The following is a 26,553-nucleotide window of genomic DNA, read 5'->3' as shown; positions in this document are numbered from 1 at the left end:
TGACCGCGTGTTCGGAATCAACGGCTGGGAATTCGGGATCATTCTGGTGATCGCGCTCGTCGTCATCGGTCCGGAGCGGCTGCCCCGGTACGCCGAGCAGCTCGGCGGGTTCGTCCGCACCGCACGCGGCTTCCTGAAGGACGCCAAGGCGCGTGTGGACGAGGAGCTGGGCGAGCAGGTGGGCGACGTGGACTGGGCCAAGCTGGACCCGCGCCAGTACGACCCCCGGCGCATCGTCCGCGACGCGCTGCTCGACGACGACGGGCCCTCCGTGCCGTCGCGTCCCCGCCCGGGAGCCCCCGTGCCGCCGCCGCCCGGAGGTGCCGCGGGCCGTGCGGCGGTGCCAGCCGGGGCGCCTGCGCCGGTCGTGCCCGCCCCGTTCGACGACGAGGCGACCTGAGCCCGGTCCTCCGTGTCCCGGAGGGTGGCCCGGATTCGGTCGGTGCACGTCGACCTGTCAGAATGGGGCAATGGTCAACGAGGTTCCCGGCGTACGGCGTCCACGCATCTTCTCGGGGATGCAGCCCACGGAGGATTCGCTCCAGCTGGGCAATTACATCGGGGCACTGAGTCAGTGGGTCGCCCTCCAGGAGTCGTACGACGCGATCTACTGCGTCGTCGACATGCACGCCCTGACGGTCAACCCCGAGCCGGAGAAGCTGCGGGAGCGGACGCGTCGCACCGCGGCCCAGTACCTGGCCGGAGGCGTCGACCCGGACGGCTCGACGCTGTTCGTGCAGTCGCACGTCCCGGAGCACGCCGAGCTCGCCTGGGTGCTCTCGTGCCAGACGGGGTTCGGCGAGGCCGGGCGCATGACGCAGTTCAAGGACAAGTCCGCCAAGCAGGGCACGGAAGGCACGACGGTCGGCCTCTTCACCTACCCCGTGCTCATGGCAGCGGACATCCTTCTGTACGACGCGGCCCTCGTGCCGGTCGGTGAGGACCAGCGCCAGCACCTCGAGCTCGCACGAAACCTGGCCGAGCGGCTCAACTCGCGGTTCGGCGACGACACCGCGGTCGTCCCTGAGCCGCACATCGTCAAGGCGGTCGCGAAGATCTACGACCTGCAGGAGCCCACGGCCAAGATGAGCAAGTCCTCGTCGGGCGGCAAGGGCGTCATCTGGCTGCTCGAGGACCCCAAGGTCGCGGCCAAGCGCATCAGGTCGGCCGCGACGGACTCCGAGAACGAGATCCGCTACGACCCGGTCGCCAAGCCGGGCATCTCGAACCTGCTGACGATCTTCTCCGCGCTCACGTCGCGGCCCGTCGAGCAGATCGCCGCGGACTACGAGGGCAAGGGCTACGGCCACCTCAAGGTGGACCTGGCCGAGGTCGTGGTCGACTTCCTGACCCCGTTCCAGGCGCGGGCCGACGAGTACCTGTCCGACCCGGCCGAGCTCGACGCGGTCCTCGCGCGCGGTGCAGAGCGGGCGCGCGGCCTGGCGCAGGTGACCCTGGACCGCATCTACGACCGGGTCGGTCTGCTGCCCGCTCGCCGGACGCGCTGATGAACCTCCCCGAGCGGGGTCCGCACCAGGTGCGGATCGGTATCGCGATCGAGATCCCCGAGCCCTACGGCACCGCGCTCCAGGAGGCGCGGGCCGCGTTCGGCGACCCGTTCGCGGGAGACATCCCTCCGCACATCACGCTGCTCGGGCCGACCGTGGTGGACGAGCACGACCTCGACGAGGTCTACGCCCACCTGGAGGGCGTGGCGGCGCACGCGGCCCCGTTCCGGGTCATCCTGCGTGGCTCGGGGACGTTCCGGCCCGTGTCACCCGTGGTCTTCGTGATCGTGGCGCAGGGCATCGCCGAGTGCGAGGGGCTCGAGGGGGCGGTGCGGTCCGGCATCCTGGACCAGGAGCTGCGCTTCAACTACCACCCGCACGTCACGGTCGCCCACGAGGTCGACGACGAGGCGCTCGACCTCGCGTTCGAGGAGATGGCCGGGTTCGAGGCCTCGTTCGACGTGACCGGGATCCACCTGTACGAGCACGGCGACGACGGTGTGTGGCGTCCGGCACGTCGGTTCGACCTCACCGGGCTGTCGGACGGGTGAACGACACCCTCCTCTTCTAGGCTCGGGCGATGACCCAGCCGACCACCACCGAGCGTGCAGGCCCAGGCAGGCGCCCGCGCCCGCATCGCGACGGTTCCGAGGCCGACGACCGGCGGCCCACCGTGCGTGACGCCAGGACGCCCGGACAGGTCACCGGCCGCCCGGCGTCCGACCGTGGCGCCCCTGAGGCTCCCGGGGCCGTGGCTCGTCTCGTGTCCCGCGGGCAGGCCGTGCTGGCCTGGTGGAACGCGACGCGTCCCGCGCGAGCTCTCGCGCAGTACGGGGTCCAGCGAGGGGCGCTCCTGTGCGGCGGGATGGCCTACTCCGCGCTCTTCTCGCTGTTCGCCGGGCTGACGATCTTCTACACGGCCTTCATGGCCTTCCTGGGCAACAGGGAGGAGCTGCGCGACGAGGTCTTCGCCCAGATCGACAAGGCGATCCCGGGACTGATCAAGCAGACCCCGGACGGCGCGGGCATCATCTCGCCCGACCAGCTGATCCTCGACCGGGGCTTCGACCTGTCGAGCATCATCGCGGTCTTCGTGCTGCTGTTCAGCGCGATCTCCTTCATGGCCGCCCTGCGCACCTCGACCAGGGCCATGTTCTCGCTCACGGACGTCGGCCAGAACCCTGTGCTGTCCAAGCTGCGCGAGCTGGGCGGGTTCGTCGTGCTGGGGATCAGCGTCGTGATCTCCGCGGCCGCGACGGTCGTGGTCCAGACGCTCGGCCCGCGCTCTTCGGTCACGGCGCCCTGGCGTCGGTGCTGGTGCCCGTGGTGGGCATCTTCGTCGCGCTCTTCTTCGACGCGGTCGTGGTGCTGCTCATCATCCGTTTCGTCGCGGGTGTACGGCCGCCGCGCAAGGACCTGTACATCGGCGCCATGACCGCGGCCGCTGCCTTCGGGGTGCTGCGCTACCTCGGGACGAGCATCATCGTCGGGAGCTCGTCGCGCAACGCCCTGCTGGGCTCGTTCGCGACGTTCGTGACGATCCTGCTGCTCGCGAACTTCGTCACGCGCATCCTGCTGATGGTCGCGGCCTGGATCGCGGACCCGCCTGCGCAGCCGACCGCGGACGAGCTGCGGGAGCGGGCCGAGGCGGAGCAGGACGAGCGGCTCGAGGAGCGCGTCCGCCGAGGGGCAGGGTACGGCTACCCCTGGAGCCCGGTGGTCCGGGGCGTCCGGCGGGGCCGGGAGCCCAGGGTGTCCGTCAAGATCTGAGCCGTCCGACGCCGACGGCGGCCCACCGGCCGGAGCCGGGGACCGCCGTCGGGCAGTGCGGGGTGGGTCAGAACGCGCGGGTGATCATCGCGCGCTTGACCTCCTGGATCGCCTTGGTGACCTCGATGCCACGAGGGCAGGCCTCGGTGCAGTTGAAGGTCGTGCGGCAGCGCCACACGCCCTCCTTGTCGTTGAGGATCTCCAGGCGCTGGGCGGCGCCCTCGTCACGCGAGTCGAAGATGAAGCGGTGCGCGTTGACGATCGCGGCCGGGCCGAAGTACTGGCCGTCGGTCCAGAACACGGGGCAGGACGACGTGCACGCGGCGCACAGGATGCACTTGGTGGTGTCGTCGAAGCGCTCGCGCTGCTCGGCCGACTGCAGGCGCTCCTTGCTCGGCTCGTTCCCGGAGGTGATGAGGAACGGCATGATCTCGCGGTAGGAGGCGAAGAACGGCTCCATGTCGACGACCAGGTCCTTGATGACCGGCAGGCCCTTGATGGGCTCGACGGTGATCGGCTTGTTCGGGTTGACGTCCTTGAGCAGCGTCTTGCACGCCAGGCGGTTGCGGCCGTTGATCCGCATCGCGTCCGAGCCGCAGATCCCGTGCGCGCACGAGCGCCGGAACGTCAGCGAGCCGTCGTGCTCCCACTTGATCTTGTGCAGGGCGTCCAGCACGCGGTCCGTGCCGTGGGCCAGGACCGTGTACTCCTCCCAGTACGCGTCCTCGCCGTGCTCGGACTCGGGGTTGTAGCGCCGGAGCTTGATCGTGACCTCGAACGAGGGCACGGCACCGACCTCGGTCTTCTCAGAACCGACGGGGGCTTCGAGTGTGGCAGTCATCAGTACTTCCGCTCCATGGGCTCGTACCGGGTCTGGGTGACGGGCTTGGAACCCAGCACGATCTTGTAGGAATCGAACTCCTCGACGTGGTCGAAGTAGCCGTCGACGTGGCCGTCGGCGGTGTCGCCGGCGGACGTGGGGCGACGGTAGGCCATCGTGTGGAGCATGTAGTTGGCGTCGTCGCGCTCCGGGTAGTCCTCGCGGTAGTGACCGCCGCGGGACTCCTTGCGGTTGATCGCGGCGATGACCGTGACCTCGGCGATGTCCAGCAGGAAGCCCAGCTCGATCGCCTCGAGGAGGTCGGTGTTGAACAGGCGTCCCTTGTCCTGGACGGAGACCTTGCGGTAGCGGTCCTGGAGGGTGCGGATGTCGGAGAGCGCCTGGTCGAGCGACTCGCCCGTGCGGAACACCTGGGCGTTGGCGTCCATGGTCTCCTGGAGCGCCTTGCGGACGTCGGCCACGCGCTCGCCGTCGGGGCGGTTGCGCATCTCGTCGAGCTGCGCGATCACGGCCGCGGCGGGGTCCTCGGGGAGCTCGCGGTACTCGGCGGTCGCGGCGTACCTCGCGGCCTCGCGGCCGGCGCGCTTGCCGAACACGTTGATGTCGAGGAGCGAGTTGGTGCCCAGACGGTTGGAGCCGTGGACCGAGACGCACGCGACCTCGCCGGCCGCGTACAGGCCGCGGACGACGTTGTGCCCGTCGCGGAGCACCTCGCCCTCGACGTTGGTCGGGATGCCGCCCATGGCGTAGTGCGCCGTGGGGTACACGGGCACGGGCTCGGTGTAGGGCTCGATGCCCAGGTAGGTGCGCGCGAACTCGGTGATGTCCGGGAGCTTGGCGTCGATGTGCGCGGGCTCGAGGTGCGTGAGGTCGAGCAGGACGTAGTCCTTGTTCGGCCCGGCGCCGCGGCCCTCGCGGACCTCGTTCGCCATGGAGCGCGCGACGATGTCACGCGGGGCGAGGTCCTTGATGGTCGGGGCGTAGCGCTCCATGAAGCGCTCGCCCTCGCCGTTGCGCAGGATGCCACCCTCGCCGCGTGCGGCCTCCGACAGGAGGATGCCGAGGCCCGCGAGGCCCGTCGGGTGGAACTGGAAGAACTCCATGTCCTCGAGCGGCAGACCACGGCGGTAGGCGAGGGCCATGCCGTCACCCGTGAGGGTGTGCGCGTTGGAGGTCGTCTTGAAGATCTTGCCCGCCCCGCCCGTGGCGAAGATGATCGCCTTGGCCTGGAAGACGTGGATCTCGCCCGTCGCGAGGTCGTAGGCGACGACGCCGGTCGCATTGACCGTCTCGCCGTCGGGGACGTCCTCGGCCGCGAGGTCGTGGTCCGTGATGAGGTCCAGGACGTAGAACTCGTTGAAGAACTCGACGTTCTGCTTGACGCAGTTCTGGTAGAGCGTCTGGAGGATCATGTGACCCGTGCGGTCCGCGGCGTAGCACGAGCGGCGCACCGCGGCCTCGCCGTGGTTGCGCGTGTGCCCACCGAAGCGGCGCTGGTCGATCTTGCCCTCGGGCGTGCGGTTGAACGGCAGGCCCATGCGCTCGAGGTCGAGCACCGCGTCGATGGCCTCCTTGGCCATGATCTCCGCGGCGTCCTGGTCGACGAGGTAGTCGCCGCCCTTGACCGTGTCGAACGTGTGCCACTCCCAGTTGTCCTCCTCGACGTTCGCGAGGGCGGCGCACATGCCGCCCTGCGCCGCGCCGGTGTGGGACCGGGTGGGGTAGAGCTTCGAGATGACCGCCGTCCGGACCTTGCCGGACGACTCCAGTGCCGCGCGCATGCCGGCGCCGCCTGCTCCGACGATGACGACGTCGTACTGATGGGTTTGCATCGGTGTCGATGCCTCCTGTGACGAGTGGGAAGGGGGGACGGGACGATCAGGCGACGGCTGGGGGACCGCCGACCGTCAGGGCCGTCCGGTGAAGCAGAAGGACGGGAGCTGGTAGTCCAGGGCGTTCGGGGGGCACGGGTCGAACGTGAAGACCACGAGGGTGCCGAGCACCGTGACGACCACGAACGCCAGGTACAGCGCGCCCTTGAGCACGAGGCGCGTGCCGTCGCGCTGCGCGTAGTCGTTGATGATGGTGCGCACGCCGTTGGTCCCGTGGATCATCGCGAGCCACAGCATGAGCAGGTCCCAGACCTGCCAGAACGGGGAGGCCCACTTGCCGGCGACGAAGCCGAAGTCGATCGCGTGGACGCCCTCGCCGACCATGAGGTTGACGAACAGGTGCCCGAAGATCAGGACGATCAGCACGACGCCCGAGGCGCGCATGAAGACCCAGCTGTACAGCTCGTAGTTCGAGCGCGTGGTCTTCTGGCGCTTGTACGGGTCGCGGGGGGCCGCGAGGGGAGAGCTGGTGCTCGTGGTGCTCATCAGTGCCCACCTCCGAAGACGTTCATGAGGTGGCGGGGCAGGAAGCCCGCCATCGTCACGGCGAACAGGCCGACGACGACCCACAGCATGGTGCGCTGGTACTTGGGGCCCTTGGCCCAGAAGTCGACGAGGATGATGCGGACACCGTTGAAGGCGTGGAAGACGATGGCGGCCACGAGGCCGGCCTCACCGAGTCCCATGACGACCGTCTTGTAGGTGCCGATCACGGCGTCGTACGCCTCGGGTGAGACTCGTACCAGCGCTGTGTCCAGCACGTGCACGAGGAGGAAGAAGAAGATGAGCACGCCGGTCACGCGATGCGCGACCCACGACCACATGCCTTCACGGCCGCGGTACAGCGTGCCAGCGGGTGCACTGGGCACTTTAGGGGCCTCCTGTGGCGAGTTCAGGGGTGAGATATCGAGCTGGACGACGTCGTCCGCCGGTGGCCCTTCACGACCGCTCCACGTCGAGGCTCGGGAGAGTCGGGTGGAGCGGCAGATCCAGGGCTCGCCGGAGTCCGTCGATATCCGTCTCTGGGGATCCACCATAGTGATCCCGGCATCGTGGTGCGGACCGCGGGGCGTTCCCAGGGGCCCGGCCGGGCCGTATTGTGACCCATTCCACACGGCTCCCGATGACTTGGCGACGCCCGTCCGCGGAGGGTCCTCGGGCGCGGGGTCACGCGTCGGTCACGCGTCGGTCACTATGCTTCGAGGATGTCGACCCTCCCCGTTCCCGCGCCCAGCCCTGACTCGTCGCCGGACGGGGCCGCCCCGGTGACCCCGGCGATCCCCGGCTTCTACGCCGTGATCCCCGCCGGGGGTTCCGGCACGCGGCTCTGGCCGCTGTCGCGCCGTGGCAACCCGAAGTTCCTGCTCGACCTGACGGGGTCCGGCCGGTCGCTCCTGCAGGCCACGGTCGACCGCCTGGCACCTCTCGCGGGTCAGGACGGCATCGTGCTGGTGACCGGTCGCCAGCACGTCGCCTCGGCGCGCACGCAGCTCCCGGGCCTGCGGGACGACGCCCTGCTCGCCGAGCCCTCGCCGCGCGACTCGATGGCGGCGATCGGGCTCGCGGCCGCGGTGCTCGAGCAGCGCCACGGCGACGTGGTGATCGGATCGTTCGCGGCGGACCAGGTCATCACGGGTCGGGCGGCGTTCGAGCAGGCGGTCCGGGAGGGCGTCGAGGCGGCCCGCGCGGGCTACGTCGTCACGGTCGGGATCGCCGCCTCGCGCCCGTCGACGGCGTTCGGCTACGTCCGGAGCGGGACGTCGCTCGACCTCGCGGGCGCGCCCACGGCGCTGCACGCGCAGGGGTTCACGGAGAAGCCGGACGCCGTGACGGCGCAGCGCTACGTCCGGTCGGGGGAGTACCGCTGGAACGCGGGCATGTTCATCATGCGCACGTCGGTCCTGCTGGGGCACCTCGCGGACCAGCGCCCCGAGCTGCACGACGGGCTGCGCACGGTGGCCGCGGCGTGGGACACCCCGGACCGCGACCGTGTCCTCGCCGAGGTGTGGCCGGGCCTGGAGAAGATCGCGATCGACCACGCGGTGGCCGAGCCCGTCGCGGCCGTGGGCGGGGTCGCCGTGGTGCCGGGGAACTTCGGGTGGGACGACATCGGGGACTTCAACTCCCTGGCCGCGCTGCTCCCCTCGGCCGACGAGTCGGGCTCCAAGGTGCTCGGCGACGCGGACCGGGTGGTGCGACGCGAGAGCGCGGGCTCCGTGGTGGTCCCGGCGAGCGAGCGGGTCGTGACGATCCTCGGGCTCGACGACGTCGTGGTCGTCGACACGCCCGACGCGCTGCTGGTCACGACCCGCGCCCGCGCGCAGCAGGTCAAGTCGATGGTCGACCTGGTGCGCGAGCGGGGACTCGACGAGCTGCTCTGACGCGCCGCGCCAGGGCGCCGTGGCCGCGCGCGGGGAGCGGCGTCGTCGGGCGTGGACGGGGTGCCACGTGCCCGACGACGTCGCTCGCCCCTGGCGCGTCGCCCGCGTCCCGGTGCGTGGCCCGGGCGGCCGGGCCAGGGGCACCGGGGATAGTCTCGGCTGGTGAGCACGCCTGAGGAGAGCACCGAGAGCACCCCTGTCCCGTCGACCGCCGCCGGCACGGGAGGCAGGCCGTCCGCGACGGTGCACGCCGCAGGCCGCACGGCGCTCGGTGACAGGGTGGTCGAGCTCGCCGCGGGCCTCGAGACCGAGCTCGTCGCGATCCGCCGGGACATCCATGCGCACCCCGAGGTCTCGCGCACCGAGACGCGCACCACGGCGCTCGTCGCGGACCGCCTGCGGGCGGCCGGGCTCGCGCCGCGCCTGCTGCCGGGCACCGGGCTGGTGTGCGACATCGGCGAGGTGGACGAGGCCGCGGACGGCGGACCGCGTGGACGGGTCGCGCTGCGGGCCGACATCGACGCGCTCCCGGTCCAGGACCGGTGCGAGCTCCCGTGGTCCTCGGTCACCCCGGGGGTGGCCCACGCGTGCGGCCACGACGTCCACACGGCGGTCGTGCTGGGGGCCGGGCTCGTCCTGGCCGCTCTCGACGGACGGGGTCTGCTGCCACGGCCTGTGCGTCTGGTCTTCCAGCCCGCCGAGGAGGTGCAGCCGGGCGGTTCGCTCGACGTGATCGCGGCCGGGGGCCTCGACGGGGTCGACGAGATCTACGCGGTCCACTGCGACCCCAAGGTCGACGCGGGGCAGATCGGCACCCGCATCGGCCCCATCACGTCGGCCTCCGACGAGGTCTCGGTGACCGTCACGTCGCCCGGCGGGCACACGTCGCGGCCGCACCTGACCGGTGACGTGGTCTACGCGCTGGGGCAGGTCATCACACAGGTCCCTGCGGTGCTCGGTCGCCGGCTCGACCCGCGCTCGGGCGTGAACCTCACGTGGGGGGCCGTGCACGCTGGCTCGGCGCACAACGCGATCCCCAGCACCGGGACGGTCCGGGGGACGCTGCGGTGCCTGGACGTGCGGGCCTGGGAGTTCGCGGGCCAGGTGCTGCACGACGCGGTCGAGCAGGTCGTGGCCCCCTACGAGGTCGAGGTCACGGTCAACCACACGCGCGGGGTGCCCCCGGTCGAGAACGACGAGGCGGCCACGGGCGCGCTCGAGGCCGCGGCCCGCGACGTGCTGGGCCCCGCGTCGGTCCTGCTGACCGAGCAGTCCCTGGGCGGCGAGGACTTCGCGTGGTACCTGACCAAGGTGCCGGGTGCGATGGCGCGGCTGGGGACGCGGACGCCGGGCGGTCGCTCCTACGACATCCACCAGGGCGACCTGCGGGTGGACGAGTCCGCGATCGGGGCGGGTGTGCGGCTGCTCGCCCGGGTCGCGCTGGGCTGATCCGAAGGGGTGCACCAGGGGTGTTCCCGGTGTCCCGGCCCCCTGCCCTGGCCAGGGGCTCGACCCCTCGAGATGTTGCCTTGTGCAACCAAGTGTCCGACCGCTGGACGGCGGACGGTCACGGCTGAGACACAAGATGACGCTTCCATAACGAAGCGTCCGCGTTACCCGCAAGTAACGTTCGAGGTTCTCCGACGTGGCTAGTGTTCGATCAATACAGGCCGACGGACCCCGTGACCTTCCCGTGCAACGCCGCACGGGCAGGTCCCGGTTTTCTCCCGGGGGCCATCGACAAGATCGACAGGAGCTCATGGTGAAGAGAGCAATGCAGATGACGGCGCTCGCGGCCGTCGCCGCACTGGCGCTGGCCGCATGTGGAAGCGCACCCGACGAGGGCGGCGAGTCGGGCACGGCCGGGGGCTCCGACTCGAGCTTCAAGGCGTGCATGGTCTCCGACGCGGGCGGCTTCGACGACAAGTCCTTCAACGAGTCCGGCTACAACGGCCTCATGGCTGCCAAGGAGAACCTCGGCATCCAGACCGCCGTGGCCGAGTCGAAGGCCGAGTCGAACTTCGCGCCGAACATCGACAACCTGATCTCCGAGGGCTGCAACGCCATCATCACGGTCGGCTTCCTCCTCGCGACGGCCACGGGCGACGCCGCCCAGGCCAACCCCGACGTCGAGTTCGCGATCGTCGACTCGACGGCGCAGGACGCTGACGGCAACCCGATCGAGCTCGACAACGTCAAGCCGATCAGCTTCGACACGGCCCAGGCCTCGTTCCTCGCCGGCTACCTCGCCGCGGGCATGTCCAAGACGGGCACGGTCGCCACGTACGGCGGCCTCGAGATCCCGTCCGTGACGATCTTCATGGACGGGTTCGTCGACGGCGTCGCGAACTACAACGAGACGCACGGCACGGACGTCAAGACGCTCGGCTGGAACAAGGAGACCCAGGACGGCTCGTTCGCCGGTGGCTTCGAGGACCAGTCCCAGGGCCAGCAGCTGACGCAGACCTTCATCGACCAGGGCGCGGACATCATCATGCCCGTCGCCGGGCCGGTCGGCGTGGGCACCCTCGCCGCCGCCAAGGACGCGACCGACGTCTCCGTCATCTGGGTCGACGCCGACGGCTTCGAGACCAACCCCGACAGCGGCGACCTGATCCTCACGTCGGTCCTCAAGGAGATCGGCGCGGGCGTCGAGGACGTCATCACCGCGGCCTCCGAGGACGAGTTCTCCAACGAGCCCTACGTGGGCACGCTCGAGAACGGCGGCGTGAACATCGCGCCGTACCACGACTTCGAGTCCAAGGTCCCCCAGGAGCTCAAGGACGAGATCGACCAGCTCCGCCAGGACATCATCGACGGCACGATCGTCGTGGAGTCGCCGAGCTCGCCGTGATCTGACGCAGTAACTCGTGGTCGAGCCGGCCCGGGCCTCCGCCGGGCCGGCTCGACCAGTCTTGGGCTAACGTCGCAGGCAAGGCTGCCCGCGCATCGAAGGAGACCGTACGTGAAGCTGGAGCTCCGCGGAATCACCAAGTCGTTCGGCCCGCTCGTCGCGAACGACCACATCGACCTCGTCATCGAACCGGGGCAGATCCACGCCCTGCTCGGGGAGAACGGCGCGGGCAAGAGCACGTTGATGAACGTGCTGTTCGGCCTCTACCAGGCCGACTCGGGCGAGATCCTGCTCGACGACGTCGAGCGTTCCTTCCGCGGCCCGGGCGACGCCCTGGCCGCCGGGATCGGCATGGTGCACCAGCACTTCATGCTCGTGCCCGTGTTCACCGTCGCCGAGAACGTCATGCTCGGGCACGAGGACACCAAGGCCGGCGGCTTCCTCGACCTGGACGCCGCCCGCAAGCGCGTGCGCGAGCTGTCCGACCGCTTCGGGTTCGGTCTCGACCCCGACGCGATCGTCGAGGACCTGCCCGTCGGCGTGCAGCAGCGCGTCGAGATCGTCAAGGCGCTCGCGCGCGAGGCGAAGGTCCTCATCCTCGACGAGCCGACCGCGGTCCTGACGCCGCAGGAGACCGACGAGCTCATCGAGATCATGCGCCAGCTCCGCGGCTCGGGCACCTCGATCGTGTTCATCACGCACAAGCTGCGCGAGGTCAAGGCCGTCGCCGACGTCATCACGGTCATCCGCCGCGGCGCCGTCGTGGGCACGGCCGAGCCGACCGCCTCCGAGAGCGAGCTCGCCTCGCTCATGGTCGGACGAGCGGTCTCGCTCGGCCTCGACAAGGCGCCCGCGCAGCCTGGTGAGGAGACCTTCGTGGTCTCCGACCTCACGGTCCTCGACCCGAACGGCCAGGCCGTGGTCGACCACGTCTCCTTCGCGGTCGCACAGGGCGAGATCCTCGCCGTCGCGGGCGTGCAGGGGAACGGGCAGACCGAGCTCACCGAGGCCATCCTCGGCCTGCTGCCCTCCGCGGAGGGGTCGATCTCCCTGCACGGGAAGGAGCTGCGGGGGCTCGCACCTGCGGCGACCCTCGGCGCCGGCATCGGGTTCGTCCCGGAGGACCGCAAGGTCGACGGCCTCGTGCTCGACTTCTCGGTCGCCGAGAACCTCGTGCTCGACCTCTACGACAAGGCGCCCTACGCCAAGGGGATCGGCCTCGACCTGAGGGAGATCCGGCGCAACGCGCAGCAGCGCATCACCGAGTTCGACATCCGCACCCAGGGGCCCGGGCAGGAGGTCGGCCGGCTCTCGGGCGGCAACCAGCAGAAGGTCGTCCTGGCGCGTGAGCTCTCCCGGCCGCTCAAGCTCTTCATCGCGAGCCAGCCGACGCGCGGCGTCGACGTGGGCTCGATCGAGTTCCTGCACCGACGCATCGTGCAGGAGCGTGACAACGGGACACCCGTCATCATCGTGTCGACCGAGCTCGACGAGGTCGTCGAGCTCGCCGACCGCATCGCCGTGATGTACCGGGGGCGGATCGTCGGCGTGGTGCCGCCGACGACGTCGCGCGAGGTGCTCGGGCTCATGATGGCCGGCGTGCCCCACGACGAGGCCATCGCACAGGTGGACGAACAGACCGACACGACGGGAGCAACCCAGTGACCGACCAGCAGCCCGCCCCGCCGCCGACGGGAGAGCCCGCGCAGGAGCAGGCCGCCGTGGCCACGCCCCAGGGGTCGGGGGAGTCTGCCCGCTGGAGCGCCACCTTCCGGGAGATCACGACCGGGCCGTTCGGCGTCACGGTCCTGGCCTTCGTCCTGGCGCTCGTCATCGGCGGGCTCCTGATCATCGTCACCGACCCTGACGTGACCGCTGCGGCCTCCTACTTCTTCGCCCGGCCCATGGACTTCTTCGCCGCGGCGTGGAGCGCCGTGAGCGAGGCCTACGCGGCGATGTTCCGCGGTGCCGTCTACAACTACGAGGCACCGACCTTCGCCCGCGGCATCCGTTCCCTCACGGAGACCATGACGGTCTCGACCCCGCTCATCATCGCCGCGCTCGGCGTGGCGGTCGGGTTCCGTGCCGGCATGTTCAACATCGGCGCCCAGGGGCAGGTCATCATGGGGGCCGCGATCGGCGGCTACGTCGGCTTCGCCTGGGACCTCCCGGTCGTGCTCCACCTGCTGCTCGCCCTGCTCGGCGGCATCCTCGCCGGCGGGTTCTGGGCCGGCATCGCAGGCTTCCTCAAGGCGCGCACCGGGGCGCACGAGGTCATCGTGACGATCATGCTCAACTACGTCGCGCTCTACCTCGTGGCCTGGTTCCTCACGACGAGCGCGTTCACGCGGCCGGGCTCGAACCAGCCGAAGAGCCCCGGCGTCAAGGACACCGCCCAGCTCCCGCTGCTGCTCGGCGACCAGTTCCGCCTCAACGCGGGGTTCATCGTCGCGATCCTCGCCGCCGTGTTCGTCTGGTGGCTCATGACGCGCTCGACGTGGGGCTTCCGGTTCCGTGCGGTGGGGTCGAACCCGCAGGCCGCCCGGACCGCCGGCATGGGCATCGCGTCGTCGTTCGTCCTCGTCATGGTCGTCTCGGGCGCGCTCGCGGGTCTCGCGGGCGCGGTGCAGATCCTCGGGACGGAGAAGGCGCTCACGGCCGGCATCGCCGGCTCGATCGGGTTCGACGCCATCACCGTCGCCCTCCTCGGTCGCTCCAAGCCGGTGGGCATCTTCTTCGCGGGCCTGCTGTACGCCGGGCTCAACGTGGGCGGACGCGCGATGGAGGCCTCGACCGGTACGTCGATCAACATCGTCCTGGTCATCCAGTCGCTCGTGGTGCTCTTCATCGCGGCGCCGCCGCTCGTGCGGGCGATCTTCCGCCTGCCTGCCCCGAACCCCGTCGTCATGAAGGGAGCCAGCGCATGACCGCCATGGCTGCACCCGCAACCCAGGTCGCCGCCGTCACGGCCAAGCGCAGCTGGAAGCTCCCCATCACGCTGGGGGTCTTCGGGCTCCTGTCGTTCGTCCTGTTCGGGCTCCTGGGCCCGGCCGGGTCGGTCACGACGTTCGGCATCTCGACCGGGGCCGACCTGCTCCAGTTCGACCCGGTGGCCGTCCCGACGCGGGCGACCGCGATCGTGCTGTCGGTCCTGTGCCTGCTGCTCGCGGGCTACTCGTACGTGCGCGTCCGCGCCGACCAGCCGGTCGGTCGCTGGGTGCTCGCAGTGTTCGGCGTGCTGTGGGTCCTGACGTTCCTCGTGTGGGCCGTCGCGGACAAGAGCACGTCGATCGTGAGCCTCCTCCAGGGGTCGCTCCTGCTCGCGGTCCCGCTCGCGTTCGGCGCCCTGGGCGGCCTGCTCAACGAGCGGGCCGGCGTCGTGAACATCGCGATCGAGGGCCAGCTCCTGACCGGGGCGTTCGGTGCCGCGGTGCTCGCCTCGATCGTGGGCAACGCCTACGTCGGGCTCGTCGCGGCCCCGCTCGCGGGCCTGCTCATCGGTGCGATGCTCGCGCTGTTCACGGTCAAGTACCACGTGAACCAGATCATCGTCGGTGTGGTGCTCAACGTGTTCGCGGTGGGCCTGACGAGCTTCCTGTTCAGCTCGGTCCTCAAGAACGACACGGCCACGCTCAACACGCCGCCGCGCCTGCCGACGCTCCCGATCCCGCTGCTGTCGGAGATCCCGATCATCGGACCGGTGCTGTTCCGCCAGTCGATCATCGTCTACCTGCTGTACGTCGCGGTCATCGTCATCAGCATCGCGCTCTTCCGTACCAAGTGGGGCCTGCGGGTGCGCTCGGTCGGCGAGTACCCGCAGGCCGCGGACACCGTCGGTATCGACGTCAACCGCACCCGGTGGCGCAACGTGCTGCTCGGGTCGATGGTCGCGGGCCTCGGTGGAGCGTTCTTCACCATCGGGTCGGTCGGGGCGTTCGGTCAGGAGATGACGGCGGGCAAGGGGTACATCGCGCTCGCCGCGATGATCCTGGGCCGGTGGAGCCCGTGGGGCGCGCTCGGCGCCGCGCTGCTCTTCGGGTTCGCGGACAAGCTCCAGCAGGTGCTCGGCGTCCTCGAGACGCCGATCCCCAACCAGTTCATGCTGATGCTGCCGTACATCGTCACGATCTTCGCCGTCGCGGGTCTCGTGGGCCGCGTGCGCGGCCCGGCCGCCGCCGGCGAGCCGTACGTGAAGGGGTGACGGCATGAGCGAGGGCTCCGGCACGACGACAGGCCCGGTCGGGGGCACGCCCGACGGCGTCGACTGGGAGGCCCTGCGGGTCGCCGCCCGGGCCGCGATGGAGAAGGCGTACGCGCCGTACTCGTCCTTCAAGGTCGGTGCGGCCGCTCTCGTCGACGACGGGCGTCTGGTCACCGGTGCCAACATCGAGAACGCGGCCTACGGCGTGACGCTGTGCGCCGAGTGCTCCCTGGTGAGCGACCTGATCGGGAGCGGGGGCGGTCGCCTGGTGGCGTTCGCGTGCGTCGACGGTCACGGCAACACGCTCATGCCGTGCGGGCGGTGCCGCCAGCTCCTGTGGGAGCACGGCGGTCCCGCGCTGCTCGTCGAGACGACCCGTGGCGTCAAGCCCATGACCGAAGTACTGCCCGACGCGTTCGGGCCCGACGACCTGGTGGAGCGAGCATGAGCACGAAGAGCATCCCGGCAGGCGCCTCCGGCGCGGTGCCCGACAGGACCGAGTCGTTCGACGCGGTCGACGTCATCCGGACCAAGCGGGACAAGGGGCGTCTGTCGGCCGAGCAGATCGACTGGGTCGTCGACGCCTACACGCGTGGCGTCGTGGCCGAGGAGCAGATGGCCGCGCTCAACATGGCGATCCTGCTCAACGGCATGGACCGCACCGAGATCGGCCGCTGGACCGCGGCCATGATCGCCTCGGGCGAGCGCATGAACTTCTCGGCGCTGTCCCGGCCCACCGCGGACAAGCACTCGACGGGGGGCGTGGGCGACAAGATCACCCTGCCGCTCGCGCCGCTCGTCGCGGTCTTCGGGGTCGCGGTGCCGCAGCTCTCGGGGCGCGGCCTCGGTCACACGGGGGGCACGCTCGACAAGCTCGAGTCCATCCCGGGCTGGCGCGCGGCGCTGACCAACGAGCAGATGATGAACCAGCTCGAGCACGTGGGCGCCGTCATCTGCCAGGCCGGCTCCGGGCTGGCCCCGGCCGACCGCAAGCTCTACGCCCTGCGCGACGTCACGGCCACGGTCGAGGCGATCCCGCTCATCGCGTCGTCGATCATGAGCAAGAAGATCGCGGAGGGCACGGGCGCGCTGGTCCTGGACGTCAAGGTCGGCTCGGGGGCCTTCATGAAGGACCTGGAGCAGGCGCGCGAGCTCGCGCGCACCATGGTGGACCTCGGCACCGACGCGGGCGTGCGCACGGTCGCGCTGCTGACCGACATGTCGACGCCGCTCGGCCTGACGGCGGGCAACGCGCTCGAGGTCCGCGAGACGCTCGAGGTGCTCTCGGGCGGTGGGCCGCGCGACGTCGTCGACCTGACGGTGGCTCTCGCGGTCGAGATGCTCGCCGCGGCCGGGAAGCCCGTCCCCGAGGACGAGGTGCGGCGGGCGCTGTCGGACGGCCGGGCCATGGACAAGTGGCGCGAGATGATCGCGGAGCAGGGTGGCGACGCCCGCGCCCCGCTGCCCGTGGCGCGCGAGAAGGAGCACGTGGTCGCCGACCGCGACGGCGTGCTCTCGCACCTCGACGCGTTCGGGGTGGGGGTCGCGGCCTGGCGCCTGGGCGCCGGTCGTGCCCGCAAGGAGGACCCGGTGCAGGCGGGGGCGGGGATCGAGATCCACGCCAAGCCGGGCGACGTCGTGACCAAGGGCCAGCACCTGCTCACGCTCCACACCGACACGCCCGAGCGGTTCGACCGTGCGGTCGAGGCCCTCGACGGGGCGTGGGGCGTCGCGGACCCCGGCACGGTCGTCGAGACCCCGCCGCTGATCCTCGACCGCCTGGCCTGAGCATGACCTCGGCGGCGCACGAGCCCCCGGACGACGCGGTGTCGCGTGGTCCGGGGGCCCGTGCGCCCGACGACCGCAGGCCGCGCTCGGTGTACGGGGTGGGCGAGGAGCCGGACGTCCGGTTCAGCCTGGCCAACGAGCGCACCGCGCTCGCGTGGGTCCGGACGGGCCTGGGGCTGGTCGCGGGCGGTGTCGCGCTGACGTCGTTCGCGTCGCTCGCGGAGATGTCGGGCTTCGTCGACGTGATCGCCGCGGTCGCGTGCCTGGCGGGGGCGGGCTTCGCGGCGTACGCCCTGCTGTCGTGGCGGCGCAACGAACGGGCCATGCGCCGCGGGGAGCCGCTGCCCGCCCCGACGGGTCTGCCCGTCCTGGTGGCGGGCGTCCTGGTGCTGGCGCTGCTCGTCGCGGGCTACGCCGTCACGGAGGTCTGGCGGGCGTGACGTCCCCGGCGCGCGACCCCGGCCTGCAGCCCGAGCGGACCGCGCTCGCGTGGCAGCGCACGGTCCTGGGGGTCGTGCTCGGGTCGCTCCTGCTCGCCGCGGTCAACCTGCGCGTGGGCCAGCCCGTCCTGTCGGTGCTCGCGGGCCTGCTCGCGGTCGCGACCCTCGTCCCCGCGGTGCTGCGCCCGCCGTCGGGCGGTCTTCCGCGCGACGGGCTGCTGCGGTCGTGGGACTTCCTGGTGCGGGTCGCCTCGCTCGTGGGCGTCCTGGGGCTGCTGGGTGCGGCGAGCGCGGTCGTGAGCCTGGTGTGAGGGCGGGTCGTCGTCGGGCGTCCCGGGATGGCAGGCTGTCCGGATGATCGTCGCTGACCTCCAGGTGTCCCGGGTCCTGCGCGCCGTGGGGGTGGGGCGTGGTCCGCTGCCGCTCGTGCCGCCGTCGGGCCGGTACGTGGTCCCCGGGCCCGACGACGCGGCGCCCACGGTCCGTCGGCTCGCCCGCCACGCGGGACACCCCGGGCCGGTCGCGGACCGGCTCGTCGACGCGCTCGGGACGCTGCGCCCGTGGGAGCGGGCGCACGTGCTCGACCCGTTGCACCGGGCCGAGGCCCCCCGACCGGCGGCCGACCGTGCGGCGCCCCGCGACCCGGCCGGCGCACCGGGGGCCGGGCCGGACGCGCGCTTCGGCGAGCCGCTCGTGCTGGGCAGGGCCCGCGCGGTCCAGGTCGACGGGACGACGTGCGGCTCGGCGGTGCTCGCGGTCCTCGCCGCCGCGGGCGACCCCGTGGTCGCGCTGTGGCTCGTCGCGGGTACCGACGTCTCCCAGGGGTCCTGCGCGCACGTGGTGACCGAGGGCGTGGCGGGCGCGACGGCCCGGGAGCTCGAGACGTCGTCGGGCCGGTTCGCCGCGCTCCAGCGCCTCCTCAAGGCGCGCACGACGCACGCCGCGCTCGGCCCCCTGCCCTGGCCCGGGAGCCTCGGCACGCCCCCGTGGACGGCCGCGCGCGACGCGCGCTACGCGGACGTGCGCTACACGCACCGGGTCGTGCCGGGGGCGGGCGACAAGGACCCCGTGCTCGCGAGCGCGCTGCGCTCGGCCGCGGCGGGAGTGCCCGTGCCGCTGTACACGGGCGGCGACGTCGGGACGGGCTGGTCGACCGCCGTGCCCCGGCACGTCGTGCTCCTCGCCGGGGTGAGCCCGGCGGCCGCCGGGCCTCGGGGCGGCCCCGCGGAACCGTTCGGAGGGCGCTGGTGCACGGTCTACGAGCCGTCCTCCGGGGCCCTGCACCGGCTGCGCGTCGCGGACCTCCTCGAAGGAGCTCGTGCCGACCGCGAGCCGAGCAAGGCCGTGCGCCGTGCGCTCGGCGGCTGGCCGCACGTCACCTGGGCGGTCCTGCCCGCCGGACGGGCTGGCGGGTCGCGCCGCGTCGGGTGACGATGGGGTGAGACGAGAGGAGCACCCCCATGAGCACCGTCCCCGGCACGGAGTCCTGGCGAGACGCGGGCCTGGTCACGCCCGACGACGACGACCCGAAGAACCTGGTCGAGGAGGAGCTGACGCCCCCGGCCACGCCCTCGGGCACGGACGACCCCGAGGACTACAGCCCGCGGACCCCGCGCCCGGACCTGGACGGCGAGGCGGACGAGGCCGACGTCGTCGAGCAGGCGGCCGTGGTGCCGCTCGACGAGGGGGGCGACGGGGACGGCGCGGCCGAGGGGGAGTGACCCGCGACCGGCGGCCCGGGTGCGGACCGCCGGGAGTGCGCGCGTGCGGGCGTGACGCAGCCGTGACCTCGGGACCGGGTCGCCGTCGCGTGCGCCCGGTCCGCGCCCGGTAGCGTGAGCCCATGACCTCCACACCCTCCTCCGTGAGCGAGACAGTCGCGGCGATCGCCGCGCTCCCCAAGGTCGTCCTGCACGACCACCTCGACGGCGGGCTGCGCCCCGCGACGATCATCGAGCTGGCCGCCGCGGTCGGGCACGACCTGCCCGCGACCGAGCCGGACGCGCTGGGCACCTGGTTCGTCGAGTCGGCCGACTCGGGCTCGCTCGTGCGCTACCTCGAGACGTTCGACCACACGATCGCCGTGATGCAGACGCCCGAGGCCCTCGCGCGCGTCGCGCGCGAGTCGGTCCTCGACCTCGCCGCGGACGGCGTCGTGTACGCCGAGCAGCGCTGGGCCCCGGAGCAGCACCTGCGCGGCGGCCTGAGCCTGCAGGACACCGTGGACGCCGTCCAGGCCGGGCTGGAGGAGGGCGTCGCCCTCGCGGCCGCACAGGGACGCACCATCCGTGTGGGCCAGCTCGTGACCGCGATGCGGCACGCCGACCGCTGGCAGGAGATCGCCGAGCTCGCCGTGGCGAACCGCGGCAACGGTGTCGTCGGGTTCGACATCGCGGGCGCCGAGGACGGCTTCCCGCCCTCGCGCTTCCCCGACGTCTGGCAGTACCTCGCGGACGAGAACTTCCCCGTGACGATCCACGCGGGCGAGGCCTCGGGCGTCACGTCGATCGCCGAGGCCGTCCACCTGGGCCAGGCGTCGCGCATCGGGCACGGCGTGCGTCTCGTCGAGGACATCTCGTTCGACGAGAGCCACGGCACCGCAGCGCTGGGGCAGCTCGCGCACTGGGTCCGCGACCACCAGATCCCGCTCGAGCTGTGCCCCGTCTCCAACCTGCAGACGGGCGCGGCGGCGACCTCGATCGCGGCGCACCCCATCACGCGCCTCAAGGAGCTCGACTTCGCGGTCACGCTCAACACGGACAACCGCCTCATGTCGCGCACGTCCATGACCCACGAGATGACGCTGCTCGTCGAGCAGGCCGGCTGGACGCTCGAGGACCTCTACGACGTCACGGCCACGGCCGCGTGGAGCGCCTTCATCCACCACGACGAGCGCCGCGCGCTCGTCGACGACGTCATCCTTCCCGGTTACCAGGAGATCCAAGGAGCACAGCTGTGAGCACCCCCGGCACGTCCCCCCTCGACCGCGCGGCCCTCGCGCAGTTCGTCGACCACACCCTGCTCAAGCCCGAGGCGACCCGTGCGGACGTCGAGGCGCTCGTCGACGAGGGCGTCGCGCTCGGCGTCTACTCGGTGTGCGTCTCGCCCTCGGTCCTGCCGCTCGACGGCAAGGGCCTGAAGATCGCGACCGTGTGCGGCTTCCCGTCGGGTACCCACCACAGCGAGGTCAAGGCCGCGGAGGCCGCGCGCTCGGTCGCCGACGGCGCCGACGAGGTCGACATGGTCATCGACCTGGGCGCCGCCAAGGCGGGGGACTGGGAGTACGTCCAGTCCGACATCGCGGCCGTCCGGGCTGCCGTCCCGGCCCCGAAGGTCCTCAAGGTCATCATCGAGTCCGCCGCCCTCACGGACCACGAGATCGTCGAGGCGTGCCGCGCCTCGGAGGCCGCGGGCGCCGACTTCGTCAAGACGTCCACGGGCTTCCACCCGGCCGGCGGCGCGACGACGCACGCGGTCTCGATCATGGCCGAGACCGTGGGCGGACGCCTCGGGGTCAAGGCCTCGGGCGGGGTGCGCACGCTCGCCGACGCGCTCGCCATGATCGAGCACGGCGCCACGCGCCTGGGCCTGTCCGGCACGGCCGCGGTCCTCGCGGGCTTCGACGGGATCGAGCCCGCCGAGGGCGGTGCGTCGGGCTACTGACCCGACCCCCGCGACCGCGGGACGACCGAGGGGTGGCCGAGCCCGGACGGGCGGCCACCCCTCGGCGTATCCGGGTTAGGCTAGCCTCACTTCGCCATCGCGGGCGGAGCACCGCCTGGAGGACCGCATGACCGACCCCACCCCCCGCAAGCCCGAGCGCGTCGCGACCCGTGCCGTCGTCGTGCGCACCGAGCGCCTGACGCCGCACATGATCCGTGTGGTGCTCGGCGGTGAAGGGCTCGACGGCTTCGACGCGGGCCCGTACACCGACCGCTACGTCAAGCTGCTCTTCCCGGAGGCCGCAGGCCCCGAGGGCCGCGTCCCGATGCGCACCTACACGATCCGCTCCTGGGACCCCGTCGCGCGCGAGCTGGCCATCGACTTCGTGGCGCACGGCGACGAAGGTCTCGCCGGCCCCTGGGCCGCCGCCGCCCGGCCCGGGGACCCGATGTCCTTCCTCGGACCCGGTGGTGACTACGCGCCGTCGGGCACCGCCGACTGGCACCTGCTCGTGGGCGACGAGAGCGCCCTGCCCGCCATCGCGGCAGCCCTCGAGGCCGTGCCCGACGGTGTCCCCGTCCTCGCGGTGGTGGAGGTCGCCTCTGCTGCGGAGGAGCAGCCCCTGACCTCGCCCGGCGCGCTCGACCTGCGCTGGGTCCACCGGGACGCCCACCCGGACCGGGCGCCGGGCGACGTGCTCGTCGAGACCGTCGAGGCGCTCACGTTCCTTCCCGGCACGCCCCTGGTGTTCCTGCACGGCGACGCCGGGTTCGTGCGCACGCTGCGCCGCCACGTCCGCCTCGGGCGTCAGGTCCCCGTGACCGCGCTGTCCGCGTCCGGCTACTGGCGGCGCGGGCGCACCGAGGAGGGCTGGCGCTCCGAGAAGGCCGACTGGAAGGCCGCCGTCGCGCTCGACGAGCAGCCCGTCCTGCGGACCTGACGGGGGCCCTCAGCGGGCACGCTCGACCGCGATCGCGACCGCGACCCGGTTGGGCAGGTCCAGCTTGGTCATGGTGCGGCTCAGGTGCGTCTTGACGGTGGCCTCCGCGCAGTAGAGCCGCTCGCCGATCTGCGCGTTGCTCAGCCCCTCCGCGACGCCCTGGGCGATCTCCCGCTCGCGCTCCGTGAGCAGGCCGAGGAGCGCCCGGGCGCGCTGCTGCTCGCTGGTCACCTGACCCTGAGCGACCCGGGAGACCACGTAGCGGACCACGCGCGGGGCCAGCACCGACTCGCCGTCCGCCACCGCCAGGACACCCCCGATGAGCTCGGTGGGCGAGGCGTCCTTGAGCAGGAAGCCCCCCGCCCCGGACTCCAGGGCGCCCAGGACGTCGGTGTCGCTCTCGAAGCTCGTCAGGACCAGCACGACCGGAGGGTCGGGGAGGGCGCGCAGCGCACGCGTCGCCTCGATGCCCTGGACGCGCGCCATGCGCAGGTCCATCAGGACGACGTCCGGGCGGTGCGCGAGGAACGCCGGGACGGCCTCGTCCCCGTCGGTCGCCTCCGCGACGACCTCGATGCCGGGGTTGCTCGACAGGATGAGTCGCAGGCCCGTACGGACGAGCGCGTCGTCGTCGACCAGGAGTACTCGGATCACGCGTCGATCGTAGGGGCAGCCGCCCACAACCCCTCTTCCGCGGCCGCCGATCCGGTCGCCGGGTGCGGGCAGCCCGGGCACGTGCACGGCCCGTCGGCTACGCTCCGGGCGCATGGGGGAGCTGGCAGAGAGCTACGTCCGGTGGGCCGACGTCGAGACGCGGGGTTCCTCCCCGTCGTACGAGGGATGGGCGCGCGCGATCGCGGCCGACGACCAGGTGCTCGCCCTCATCGGGGCCCTGCCCGCTCGCAAGCGGCAGCCCAACCTGGTCTTCGCGGCGGCCCGGACCGCGGGCGCCCCGCTCGACGAGTACCACCGGTTCCGCCCCTGGCTCGTCCGGCACTGGCCCGAGGTCGCGGACATCGTGCTCGCCCGCTCCACCCAGACCAACGAGGCCGCCCGCTGCGCGCTGCTCGTGCCCGAGCTGGCCCGGCTCGACGGACCGCTCGCGCTCGTCGAGGTCGGCGCCTCCGCCGGCCTGTGCCTCTACCCGGACCGGTACTCCTACCGCTACCGCACGCCCGACGGCGTCGTCGCGCTCGATCCGGTCACGGGTCCCTCGTCCGTGGTGATCGGGTGCGCGATCGACGCGGGGATCGCGGCACCGACGCGGCTGCCCGACGTGGCGTGGCGAGCGGGCATCGACCTCAACCCTCTCGACGTCGGCGATCCCGACGACGTCGCCTGGCTGCGGGCTCTCGTGTGGCCCGAGCACCACGACCGCCGCGAGCGCCTCGAGGCGGCGTGCGCACTCGTGGCCACGGATCGACCGCACCTCGTCCGCGGAGACCTCCTCGACGACCTCGACGAGCTCCTGGGGTCAGCACCCACCGACGCGCACCTGGTGGTCTTCCACAGCCAGGTGCTGATGTACGTCGAGCCGGCGGGCCGGGAGCGGTTCGTCGAGCGCATGCGCGGGCTCGACGGGACCTGGATCTCGCACGAGGACTCCCGGGTGCTGGGGTCCTCCGCGGGCCTGGCCCACGACGGCAGGACCGTGCTCACCGTGGACGACGTCCCGGTCGCGCGGGCCGACCCGCACGGACGGAGCATCGAGCGCCTGTGAGCGGGCCTCACCCGGGCCGGGGGGGGGGGGGGGGGGGGGGGGGGGTCGACGACGTCGCTGACCCACGGCAGCCACACCTCGACGACGAAGCTGCCGTCACGCGGCCCGACCGCCGACCGGCCCCCGAGCAGCTTGGCTCGTTCGGCGATGCCCGTGATCCCCGCCCGGCTGCCGGGCGCTCGCGGGCCCGGTGCGTCCGGGAGCGGGTTGGCGACGCGCAGGCTCACCCCGCTCGCCGGGTCCCCGCCGAGGTCGATGAGGACCTCGCTCCCGGGCGCGTGCTTGTGCACGTTCGTCAGCGACTCCTGCAGGATCCGGTAGGTCGCACGCGCGACCTGCGGGCTGATCGACGAGGCCTCGTCGAACACCACGGTCGCGACCAGGCGCGTCCCCGCGGCCCGGGTCGTGGCGAGCAGCGCCGGCAGGTCCGACAGCGTGCCGCCGGCGCGCTGAGCCTGACGCTGGGCCAGCCCGTCCGGGTCGCGCAGGATCTCGATCAGGTCCCGGAGGTCCTCGAGCGAGCGATGGGCGTTCTCACGGACCACCTTGGCCGCGTCGCGGAGCTGTCCGTCCTCCTCGGGGACCGAGACCTCGAGCACCCCCGAGTGCAACGACACGAGCGAGAGGGAGTGTGCGAGCGTGTCGTGCACCTCGCGTGCGATCAGGTGGCGCTCCTGCTGCCGGGCGACCTCCTCCTGCTGGCGGCTCACCTCGTCCCTCAGCCTCTCGGTGACCTGGTCCTGGCGGGCGACCTCGTCGCGCAGGTGCTCGGCCACGACCTCGTGGTGCTGCGCCTCGCCGCGGAAGCGGCCGACCTGGTAGTGCGCGCGCCGGGCCCAGCCCACGCTCACCGAGAGCGCGAGCCCGCCGACGAGCAGGAGGACGTAGACCCACGGGGCTGCCCCGACCGCTGCCTGCGCCCCGGTCGGGGTGAAGGAGAAGATCTGGTGCTCGGGCTCGCGGACCATGTCCCGACCGAGGGCGACCGCCGTCGCGAGGGCCGTCACCGCGCCCAGGAGCCATCCCGTCCGCACCGGCCGGGAGGAGATCACCCAGGAGAGCGCGACGAGCGCCCCGATCGCGTCGAGCGGGAAGACCAGGGCCCCGGCGCACGCCACCACGCAGACCGCGACGGGATAGCGGCGCCGGAACACGAGCAGGGTCGCGACCCCGACGGCGTACAGCCAGCCGAGCATGACCCACACCACCGTGCCGCCGCTGGGCGCGGCGCCGTCGACCATCCCTCCCGCCGACCCCGCGTACGTGACGCACGCGGACGAGGCGAAGAACGAGGCCGCGACGATCCAGACCGTCGCCGCACGGGACCACCAGCGCCGGCCGCCGGTCGGCCGGTCGGGGACCGTCCCGGGCGAGAGGGCCGGGGGCGGCACCGCGGGACGCCCCCGGGGCGCGGCGGTCCGTCCCTGTCCCTGCGGCCACCCCGCTGGGTGCGGGGCAGCACCTGGGGGGACCCGGCCGCCCGGCGGGACCGGGGCGGCGCCCGGCCGTCCCGGCGGCACGGGACCGCTGCGGTGCGGCGTCGCGCGGGGCCAGGGGGCGCCCGAGGGCGGGTACGGGGTGGTCACGGCCCCAGCGTAGGGAAAGCCACCGACGGAGGGAGTCCACCGACCGGTGCGGCGGGCCGTCGTCCGCGTACGACTTTCGGTGCGCCGACCGTACCCGGACCGCCGACGCCCGGGCAGGGCCCGGCGCGGTGAGGTGGTGACGTACCGATCCGGAACCACGAGAGGCCCTCCCATGAGCAACGACCCGGCGCAGCAGCCGCCCGTCCAGCAGCAGCCGCCCGTCCAGCAGCAGCCGTACCCCGTCCAGCAGCCGGCGCAGCAGCCGTACCCGCAGCACCCGTACCCGGCAGGACCCGTCGCGGCGCCGCGCAGGTCCTTCTTCGCGCGGCACAAGGTCTTCACGGTCTTCCTGGCGATCCTCGCGCTGGTGATCGTCGTCTCGGTCGCCTCCAACCTCGGTGGCGACGACCCGGCGGGCGGCACGGGGGCGGCCGGGACGACGGACGCTGCGGAGCCGGGGGCGGAGCCGGGCACCGGTGAGGAGGCCCCCGCCGCCCCGGAGCCGGCAGCGCCCGCGGCGCCCGGTATCGGCACGGCCGTGCGCGACGGCAAGTTCGAGTTCACGGTCACGGCCGTCGAGCCGGGCGTCGGCCGGGTGGGTGACGACCTCCTGGGGGTCGACGCCCAGGGACAGTTCGTCCTGGTCCACGTCACGGTGACGAACATCGGCGACGCCGCCCAGATGTTCGACTCGAGCTCCCAGAAGCTGTTCGACGCCCAGGGACGGGAGCACTCGGCCGACTCCACCGCCGGGATCTACCTGGGGGACGCCAACAGCTTCCTCAACGACATCAACCCCGGCAACTCGATCCAGGGCGTCGTGGTCTTCGACGTCCCCGCCGACGCGGTGCCCGCGAGCATCGAGCTCCACGACTCCTTCCTGTCGGGCGGGACGCAGGTCGCGCTCGGCTGACGGGCCCCGAGGCAGGGCGCGCCAGCACGGACGACGCAGGCCGTCGCCCCGCTCCC

At 72.4% G+C, this 26,553-nt stretch carries 27 protein-coding genes and 1 pseudogene; 22 read left to right on the top strand and 6 right to left on the bottom strand.

Annotated features, from left to right (window positions below; translation table 11 throughout):
* Positions 1-7 precede the first annotated feature (7 nt).
* From NHG27_RS12790 to NHG27_RS12770, 5 genes are all read left to right on the top strand, one after another.
* The gene (locus NHG27_RS12790; RefSeq protein WP_193721556.1) at positions 8-400 is read left to right on the top strand and encodes a Sec-independent protein translocase subunit TatA/TatB; all 393 of its coding nucleotides are present in this window, start codon (positions 8-10) and stop codon (positions 398-400) included.
* 70 nt (positions 401-470) lie between these two features.
* Positions 471-1,508, top strand: a complete 1,038-nt coding sequence (gene trpS / locus NHG27_RS12785) for a tryptophan--tRNA ligase (RefSeq protein ID WP_193721555.1) — start codon at positions 471-473, stop codon at positions 1,506-1,508.
* Positions 1,508-2,059, top strand: a complete 552-nt coding sequence (locus tag NHG27_RS12780; protein ID WP_193721554.1) for a 2'-5' RNA ligase family protein — start codon at positions 1,508-1,510, stop codon at positions 2,057-2,059. Before trpS ends, NHG27_RS12780 begins: the two co-directional genes overlap by 1 nt.
* Positions 2,060-2,259: 200 nt before the next feature.
* Positions 2,260-2,943: a YhjD/YihY/BrkB family envelope integrity protein gene (locus NHG27_RS12775; protein WP_497016562.1), complete on the top strand. Its 684-nt coding sequence runs from the start codon at positions 2,260-2,262 to the stop codon at positions 2,941-2,943.
* Positions 2,826-3,278, top strand: a complete 453-nt coding sequence (locus tag NHG27_RS12770) for a YhjD/YihY/BrkB family envelope integrity protein (protein ID WP_497016561.1) — start codon at positions 2,826-2,828, stop codon at positions 3,276-3,278. The genes NHG27_RS12775 and NHG27_RS12770 overlap by 118 nt, the downstream gene beginning before the upstream one ends.
* 67 nt (positions 3,279-3,345) lie before the next feature.
* On the opposite strand, the gene NHG27_RS12765 is transcribed toward NHG27_RS12770, so the two are convergent.
* From NHG27_RS12765 to sdhC, 4 genes are all read right to left on the bottom strand, one after another.
* Positions 3,346-4,119, bottom strand: coding sequence for a succinate dehydrogenase iron-sulfur subunit (locus NHG27_RS12765; protein ID WP_193721552.1), 774 nt, complete (start codon positions 4,117-4,119; stop codon positions 3,346-3,348).
* Positions 4,119-5,951: a succinate dehydrogenase flavoprotein subunit gene (gene sdhA / locus NHG27_RS12760; protein WP_497016536.1), complete on the bottom strand. Its 1,833-nt coding sequence runs from the start codon at positions 5,949-5,951 to the stop codon at positions 4,119-4,121. Before sdhA ends, NHG27_RS12765 begins: the two co-directional genes overlap by 1 nt.
* Positions 5,952-6,026: 75 nt before the next feature.
* On the bottom strand, positions 6,027-6,497 hold the full coding sequence (sdhD, locus tag NHG27_RS12755) for a succinate dehydrogenase, hydrophobic membrane anchor protein (protein ID WP_193721550.1): 471 nt from the start codon (positions 6,495-6,497) through the stop codon (positions 6,027-6,029).
* Positions 6,497-6,880, bottom strand: coding sequence for a succinate dehydrogenase, cytochrome b556 subunit (gene sdhC / locus NHG27_RS12750; protein WP_193721549.1), 384 nt, complete (start codon positions 6,878-6,880; stop codon positions 6,497-6,499). The genes sdhD and sdhC overlap by 1 nt, the downstream gene beginning before the upstream one ends.
* A gap of 336 nt (positions 6,881-7,216) precedes the next feature.
* Here sdhC and NHG27_RS12745 point away from each other — a divergent pair, with 336 nt between their 5' ends.
* The 15 genes from NHG27_RS12745 to NHG27_RS12675 all read left to right on the top strand — a co-directional run bounded on the left by NHG27_RS12745 (position 7,217) and on the right by NHG27_RS12675 (position 22,278).
* Positions 7,217-8,392, top strand: a complete 1,176-nt coding sequence (locus NHG27_RS12745; RefSeq protein WP_497016535.1) for a mannose-1-phosphate guanylyltransferase — start codon at positions 7,217-7,219, stop codon at positions 8,390-8,392.
* Between the two features lie 243 nt (positions 8,393-8,635).
* Positions 8,636-9,841: an amidohydrolase gene (locus NHG27_RS12740; RefSeq protein WP_193721560.1), complete on the top strand. Its 1,206-nt coding sequence runs from the start codon at positions 8,636-8,638 to the stop codon at positions 9,839-9,841.
* A gap of 313 nt (positions 9,842-10,154) precedes the next feature.
* Positions 10,155-11,246: a BMP family lipoprotein gene (locus NHG27_RS12735; protein ID WP_407671991.1), complete on the top strand. Its 1,092-nt coding sequence runs from the start codon at positions 10,155-10,157 to the stop codon at positions 11,244-11,246.
* A 111-nt stretch (positions 11,247-11,357) separates the two neighbouring features.
* A complete protein-coding gene (locus tag NHG27_RS12730; RefSeq protein WP_193719365.1) occupies positions 11,358-12,911 on the top strand; it encodes an ABC transporter ATP-binding protein in 1,554 nt (517 codons plus the stop codon).
* Positions 12,908-14,173, top strand: coding sequence for an ABC transporter permease (locus tag NHG27_RS12725; RefSeq protein ID WP_193719364.1), 1,266 nt, complete (start codon positions 12,908-12,910; stop codon positions 14,171-14,173). The genes NHG27_RS12730 and NHG27_RS12725 overlap by 4 nt, the downstream gene beginning before the upstream one ends.
* A 5-nt stretch (positions 14,174-14,178) precedes the next feature.
* Positions 14,179-15,447 carry an ABC transporter permease gene (locus NHG27_RS12720; protein WP_321575331.1) on the top strand — a complete coding sequence of 423 codons (1,269 nt, stop codon included), beginning with the start codon at positions 14,179-14,181 and terminating at the stop codon, positions 15,445-15,447.
* Between the two features lie 4 nt (positions 15,448-15,451).
* Entirely contained in the window at positions 15,452-15,895 is a 444-nt protein-coding gene (locus NHG27_RS12715) for a cytidine deaminase (RefSeq protein ID WP_193719362.1), read from the top strand.
* A complete protein-coding gene (locus NHG27_RS12710) occupies positions 15,892-17,235 on the top strand; it encodes a thymidine phosphorylase (protein WP_497016534.1) in 1,344 nt (447 codons plus the stop codon). The genes NHG27_RS12715 and NHG27_RS12710 overlap by 4 nt, the downstream gene beginning before the upstream one ends.
* 2 nt (positions 17,236-17,237) lie before the next feature.
* Positions 17,238-17,675: a YidH family protein gene (locus NHG27_RS12705; RefSeq protein WP_193719360.1), complete on the top strand. Its 438-nt coding sequence runs from the start codon at positions 17,238-17,240 to the stop codon at positions 17,673-17,675.
* Positions 17,672-17,986: a DUF202 domain-containing protein gene (locus NHG27_RS12700; RefSeq protein ID WP_497016533.1), complete on the top strand. Its 315-nt coding sequence runs from the start codon at positions 17,672-17,674 to the stop codon at positions 17,984-17,986. Before NHG27_RS12705 ends, NHG27_RS12700 begins: the two co-directional genes overlap by 4 nt.
* 43 nt (positions 17,987-18,029) lie before the next feature.
* Complete coding sequence (locus NHG27_RS12695; protein WP_497016532.1) at positions 18,030-19,106, top strand: hypothetical protein; 1,077 nt, start codon at positions 18,030-18,032, stop codon at positions 19,104-19,106.
* 29 nt (positions 19,107-19,135) lie between these two features.
* On the top strand, positions 19,136-19,396 hold the full coding sequence (locus tag NHG27_RS12690) for a hypothetical protein (protein ID WP_193719357.1): 261 nt from the start codon (positions 19,136-19,138) through the stop codon (positions 19,394-19,396).
* Positions 19,397-19,518: 122 nt separating this feature from the next.
* Positions 19,519-20,634, top strand: a complete 1,116-nt coding sequence (locus tag NHG27_RS12685; protein ID WP_193719356.1) for an adenosine deaminase — start codon at positions 19,519-19,521, stop codon at positions 20,632-20,634.
* Positions 20,631-21,338, top strand: a complete 708-nt coding sequence (deoC, locus tag NHG27_RS12680) for a deoxyribose-phosphate aldolase (protein WP_193719355.1) — start codon at positions 20,631-20,633, stop codon at positions 21,336-21,338. The genes NHG27_RS12685 and deoC overlap by 4 nt, the downstream gene beginning before the upstream one ends.
* 127 nt (positions 21,339-21,465) lie before the next feature.
* The gene (locus NHG27_RS12675; protein WP_497016531.1) at positions 21,466-22,278 is read left to right on the top strand and encodes a siderophore-interacting protein; all 813 of its coding nucleotides are present in this window, start codon (positions 21,466-21,468) and stop codon (positions 22,276-22,278) included.
* Between the two features lie 9 nt (positions 22,279-22,287).
* On the opposite strand, the gene NHG27_RS12670 is transcribed toward NHG27_RS12675, so the two are convergent.
* Positions 22,288-22,932: a response regulator transcription factor gene (locus NHG27_RS12670; protein ID WP_321575330.1), complete on the bottom strand. Its 645-nt coding sequence runs from the start codon at positions 22,930-22,932 to the stop codon at positions 22,288-22,290.
* A 112-nt stretch (positions 22,933-23,044) separates the two neighbouring features.
* Between NHG27_RS12670 and NHG27_RS12665 the strand changes: the two genes are divergently transcribed.
* Complete coding sequence (locus tag NHG27_RS12665) at positions 23,045-23,998, top strand: DUF2332 domain-containing protein (RefSeq protein ID WP_193719352.1); 954 nt, start codon at positions 23,045-23,047, stop codon at positions 23,996-23,998.
* 485 nt (positions 23,999-24,483) lie between these two features.
* Here the strand turns inward: NHG27_RS12665 and NHG27_RS12660 are convergent.
* Positions 24,484-24,966 (bottom strand): annotated as a pseudogene (locus NHG27_RS12660) (histidine kinase); the annotation flags it as partial.
* A gap of 790 nt (positions 24,967-25,756) precedes the next feature.
* Here NHG27_RS12660 and NHG27_RS12655 point away from each other — a divergent pair.
* On the top strand, positions 25,757-26,497 hold the full coding sequence (locus NHG27_RS12655; RefSeq protein ID WP_497016530.1) for a DUF4352 domain-containing protein: 741 nt from the start codon (positions 25,757-25,759) through the stop codon (positions 26,495-26,497).
* Positions 26,498-26,553: the final 56 nt, after the last annotated feature.

It is taken from the genome of Oerskovia sp. 140933, from assembly GCF_059651515.1.
This window is presented reverse-complemented; position numbering and strand designations above follow the sequence as displayed.